At 51.8% G+C, this 5,177-nt stretch carries 4 protein-coding genes and 1 tRNA gene; 1 reads left to right on the top strand and 4 read right to left on the bottom strand.

What is annotated here, in order from left to right:
• The 4 genes from RR842_RS11770 to RR842_RS11755 form a co-directional block, all read right to left on the bottom strand.
• Positions 1 to 489 (bottom strand): hypothetical protein (locus RR842_RS11770; RefSeq protein ID WP_332729841.1); only part of this gene is annotated, 489 nt, incomplete at its 3' end.
• Positions 479 to 994: a DUF4417 domain-containing protein gene (locus RR842_RS11765; RefSeq protein ID WP_332729839.1), complete on the bottom strand. Its 516-nt coding sequence runs from the start codon at positions 992 to 994 to the stop codon at positions 479 to 481. The genes RR842_RS11765 and RR842_RS11770, both read right to left, overlap by 11 nt.
• A gap of 125 nt (positions 995 to 1,119) precedes the next feature.
• Positions 1,120 to 1,194: transfer RNA gene (locus RR842_RS11760), tRNA-Val, on the bottom strand.
• A 408-nt stretch (positions 1,195 to 1,602) separates the two neighbouring features.
• Positions 1,603 to 3,543 (bottom strand): FAD-binding protein, encoded by a 1,941-nt coding sequence (locus RR842_RS11755; RefSeq protein ID WP_332729838.1) that lies wholly within the window; start codon positions 3,541 to 3,543, stop codon positions 1,603 to 1,605.
• A gap of 80 nt (positions 3,544 to 3,623) precedes the next feature.
• Here RR842_RS11755 and RR842_RS11750 point away from each other — a divergent pair.
• Positions 3,624 to 5,177: helix-turn-helix transcriptional regulator (locus RR842_RS11750; RefSeq protein WP_332729836.1), on the top strand; the 1,554-nt coding region annotated here is incomplete at its 3' end.

Below are 5,177 nucleotides of genomic sequence, written 5' to 3'. Positions count from 1 at the left end.
AACTGCGAGAACGTCCTGCAGCATCGAGGTGTTCGGCTGACATTGCAATTCAACCACTTCTTGCTCTGATTTGTAGGTTGCTTTTGATGAAATATCCGCTCCCGATTTAGTCCCATCGCGCATGACGAATATAACCTTGCGTCCATTCAGGAATTCTTCAGCGCTTTCAGAGGCAAAACCTAGCGCAACCTGCTTTGATTTTGACCACGACGAAATGCCAAGCTGGTCAATAGTTTTATCAACTAACAGAGTTTTCAGGGTTGCATCATCAACAGTAACCCCTCTGTATATTCTCCCGCTGTACGATTGACCAGCTAGATATTCATCAAAAAGTGTTGCCTTCTCAATGTTCTCTTTTGCTCCATTCCCCATACTCCCGCTACGGATGACGCCAGAATATGTCGACCAATTTTTAATGGTTTCATCAATCTGAGCCATTGTTTCTGAAAGATTATTCCCCGAGTACGATACGCTTCCCCTACCGCCCATGTCCCATCCTTTCGGTAACTGAGTTTGCGTACTCGACTACATCGCATGAGCCGAAGTCAAAGCCAATATCTCCCCCATAAAGAAGCACGCGCTTAGGCGTGATAACGCGCATCGCCTCACACATGCCGTTAGTCCATGCTTCCAACGCCGCTTTATCGCCTTTGACACCAACGGTAGACACGGCAACCGTTGCGTTATGGGGTATGCCGTCAAAGCAGAACGGATATGAGGATTTAACGCTCCATGAGAGCGTCGGAATAACCTTCATGCCGTGTCGCTGCCACAGGTTGCCCAGTGCGCGGCGACGGTATTCGTTCCACTGCTGCATCGGGAGCGGCATGTCCATGTATAGGCTGAAATCAGGCGTAAGAACGCAGTCGAACTTTTTGAGCAAGTCGATGTATTTTTTTGGAGCAGCCCACAGGCGCTCGAACTGGTAATCATCTACGAAGAAGTGAATCCCGCAATCGAACTTATCAGTTGTCTTTGCGTAATCAAAAGCCACGCCGATAATCGATGTAAAAACGGCTTAGCGTGTCCATAGGCGCACGATAGGCACATTCCGTTTGATCGTGAGGCAAGAAACAAAAAAGGCCACCGCGTAAAATACGCGATGACCTGCAAGTTTCGTGGTGGGCGATGAGGGATTTGAACCCCCGGCCTTGTGCGTGTAAAGCACCTGCGCTCCCGCTGCGCCAATCGCCCCCGTAGTAGTGCGGAAGCTATTCTCCCATAAGTATCCGATTTACGCAACGAGACAATGCCTCCATCACGACAAAGACAAGATTAGTTGTCCTGTATCGTTTTTTCGGACACGAGATTAAGAGATTTTTGAACTCAAATCCAGCAATCTTGTGCCTACCGAAAAAGGAGCCTTGCAATAACGAATCCGTGACAAGGTACACCGAAGAACATCGGCGCAAAACCGCCAACTACATCATTCCCACCGAGCGGCCTGCGTCCGCCGTTGCTTCAGAGCTTGGTATTCATCAAATGGATGGTAATACGCCTGGGTGTGGTGAGCTGCTCGGGCCATTGCTCGTGGCTCACGCCGTCTTAAAAGACTGCGTGAGCCGCAAGCGAAGGGAGGGACGCCGCAAGGGCGACGGAATGTTACTTGGCCTGACTCAGGGCCTCTTCGACTGCAGCCTTGAAGGCATCGCTCGTAACGGTAGCGCCCGACACGACATCGATCTGAGCTGATTGGGTGTCGAGTGCCTTCTGCTGCAGCAGTTCAAGTGCCTTGCCGCCACGATCAGGCGTTTCGCTATGGTCAAGAACTTCAATGTTGTCGATTTTGCCACCGTTCACGGTAACCCTCACCACGATGTCGCCACCGATACCAGCACCTTTGCCGAGATACTGATTAGGAGTAGTCTCGTAGGATTTTCCTTCTTCAAGATCAGTCTCTTTACCGAGTGTGTACATCTCGTCCGAGACGACAGCCTCGACCACATAGGCATCGAGCGGGTCTTTCTTCTTGGCTGCGTTTTTGCCAGCCACCTGTCCGAAGATCAGGCATTCCGCCATATTTCCGCCACCATTGTACATATTCGCGCAAATACCGCCAAACTCGCCTGCAGAGTAAAGGTGAGGGATAGGCGAACCCGTCGCATCGAGCACTTCTGCGTCGCCGTTGCGCTGCGGACCGCCCTGGGTATTCAAAAGCCCGGGCATAATCTCCCAAGCATAGTAAGGACCTCCGTCAAATACGCGCATCGACTCAGCAGCACGATAAAACGAAGGATCGTAGCCAGCTGTCGCGAAGCTATTGAAATCGGCTACGGTCTTTTCAAGCACCTCGGACTTTGCGCCTATCTTCTGAGCAAGCTCCGCCAAAGTTGTCGCTGATTCGGGATGGTAGTCTTCGCTCTTGAACCACGGTGATTTGACGGCGATGTCCGCAGACGTCTGATCGTATACAATAAACACTCGTTCGGGGAATTTCGGGTTTTCCCAAACTCCGTTTTGATAGACATGCCCATGACGCGAAGGTACGTCTTCACGGAAAAACCGGTATCCGTCGGTGCCGACCAAAATAGAGCTACCGGTAGTCAGCTCGGCCACCGAAAACGTCTTGCCCTGCTTTCCCTCCTCGCACACGAAGCCTGCACCGCCGAAGTTCATAGCCGACTCGAAGGCGTGCATATGCCAGAACTCCGCTCCTGCAGCCTGGCACATTTTATGCCCGTCGCCCGTGTTGTAGACGGTTCCAAAAGGAACCAGCTTCGATCGTCCTAGGTAATCCTGTATCATCTGCTTATTGTTCTCGAACCCGCCACACGTCATCACCACCCCGTTTTCAGCTCGAATATTAAGCGTCTTGCCTTTACGGGTTACCTCAACACCCAGGATAGTCTTAGACTTCGGATCTTGGATAAGGCGCGTTGCGGGCGATTCGAGCCAAACGTCGATCTTGTCCTTGCGGTCAGCTACGGCTTGGCGCTCGATACCCCAAAGATAAGCATCGCTCACGCCGTCGTGCAGCATCGAAACACAGAGACTGTCGTTGACTGCGAACTCGGGGTACTCGGGCGAGAATTCCCAAACGTACATGGCCGTTTTGGCAGTCGAACCTTCAATAGCATTAACGAATTCGCTCTTATCCAAATTGAAGGTGTTAGCGAAGTTGTCTTCAATACCCGCAATGCCCTCTACATATACCTTGAATATATCCTCATCGATTGCGAATTCTCCGAAAAGACTGCGATAGTAGGCTCGAGTTGCCTCAAGATCGCCTCGTCCATTAACGAAAATCTGCCCGCAATAGCGCGTATTGCCCCCCTCGAAACCTTTCGGAGCCTTATCGAGAAGAAGCACGCTCGCTCCTTCGTCGGCGGCAGTAATGGATGAGCAGGCCCCCGCCGCCCCAAAGCCAACGACAACAACGTCGTAGCGACCATTCCATACCACCGTTTCATCATAGGACACAACACCGTCTCCGCCTTTTGTTTGCGTCTGGCCGCATGCAGCAAGCGTACCCAACCCTGCAGCACCAGCAGCCGAAAGCAACGCGCCTTTCATGAAAGACCTTCTACTATACTGAACAGTCATAACACCCTCCTCCATAGCGACCTTGCCGCACCCGCCTCTTTGCGAGCCGCAACCATCGCACACTGACGGAAGTAACCGTATTGCACGTCAAAACAACAGGGCATCGCCCTCGAGGGATGATACTCACTGCTTTTTTCATCCAAAAGCAAGCTAATCCCCAAGGGATGAGGTACTTTCCGAAGCAATGCGGTATCGTCCTCAAAGAAAACGCAAAGAAAAAGGGGGAGGGGCAGATGAATCTTGGTTTTCGGAAAAAGCCGCAAAGCCATACATGGATCACCTTCGGAGGAAGTCTCTTTTGGGCGGCAAGCATTCTTGGGCGATCTATGGGAGATCAGGCGGTGTATCTCAATGCCAAGACGAGTATCTCCTTCGCCTTTGAAAGCGCCCTCTGCATCCTGCTCATCATGGTAGCCGCAACGATTCTCTCGCGCTTCTTCAGCAAGCCAGGCGCCCAAAAAGGACTCGCTCTCACTGCCGTGGGAGCTAAGGTCGGGTATTTGCTCTGCGTCGGAATTGGACAATCTTCGGGGATCGACCTCTCTGAACCAATAACCGCACTCGTGGGAATAGGCAATGCCTGCATCGTACTGTTCTGGGGATTGAACTTTGCGGTACTTGACAAAGTACACGCCGAGCGCACGGCGCTCTTTACTCTACTGGGAGGATTTGCGATTTTTCTAGCGAGCACCCTCGTTCCGCTAGGAAGCGGCTATATCTATCTTTCGGGCATATTAAACATTGTAGCCATCCTCCCCTTTCTCCTAGGGCTCTACACCATCTCGGTCAACGCGCCACGCAAAGCCATGCCAGGCTGCACCCCTTTGCTGGTACGGTTTTTAGCCATGCGCATGGTATTCGGAATCAGCATCGGGCTTTCTACGTACGCGGCTACGAACATCGCACCCGTCCTGCCCGGCTGTCTTCCCCTGGGCTCGATCGCAGTACTGCTCGCCATCATCCTATTCGCCCTACACATGAAACGAACAAAGCGCATCGATACGACCGCGTTGCGCATCGCACCCTTTTTGGCATGCGGGGTTTTGATCGTACCCTTCTTGGGAACCGGGCACGAGGGGCGCGGAGTCGAAAAACTCATGCCCCTGCTTTGCTGGCTTTGCTGGACTGTGCTGTCCTCAGTACAGGTATCCGACGTCAAAAGCCGCATAGGATGGGACGAAGCACGACTTTCTTTCTCGGAGAAAGCCGCGATGCAATTGGCCCTTCTTGCGACGATGATAGTTTTAGAACTCCCGATTGGCATCGAGAAGGTAATCGAAGGACAGGGTGAAACGCCGTTTTTCGTTTTGCTGGGAATCACGTATCTGACCATGTTGATAAGCAGTTATACGCTCTCAAACATCATCGATGCAAAAACTCACCAACGGCTGATGGACAAGGCTCTAGAAATAACCGAAAGCCAGCGTAGATGCATTTATGACGAGATCGTCAAGGCACACCAACTAACAGAGCGCGAAGACGAAGTATTCTGCCTTATGGCAAAAGGCCATACCAGACCTTATATTTGCGATGCTTTGACAATATCCGAAGGAACAGCACGCTCCCACGCAACGCATATCAACCAGAAACTAGGCATTCATTCACGAGAAGAACTCCTCGAACTGGTAAAGACG

It is taken from the genome of Gordonibacter sp., assembly GCF_036667095.1.
GTDB lineage: Bacteria > Actinomycetota > Coriobacteriia > Coriobacteriales > Eggerthellaceae > Gordonibacter.
The sequence above is the reverse complement of the archived record's forward strand: the minus strand, read 5'-3'. Positions and strand labels throughout refer to the sequence as shown.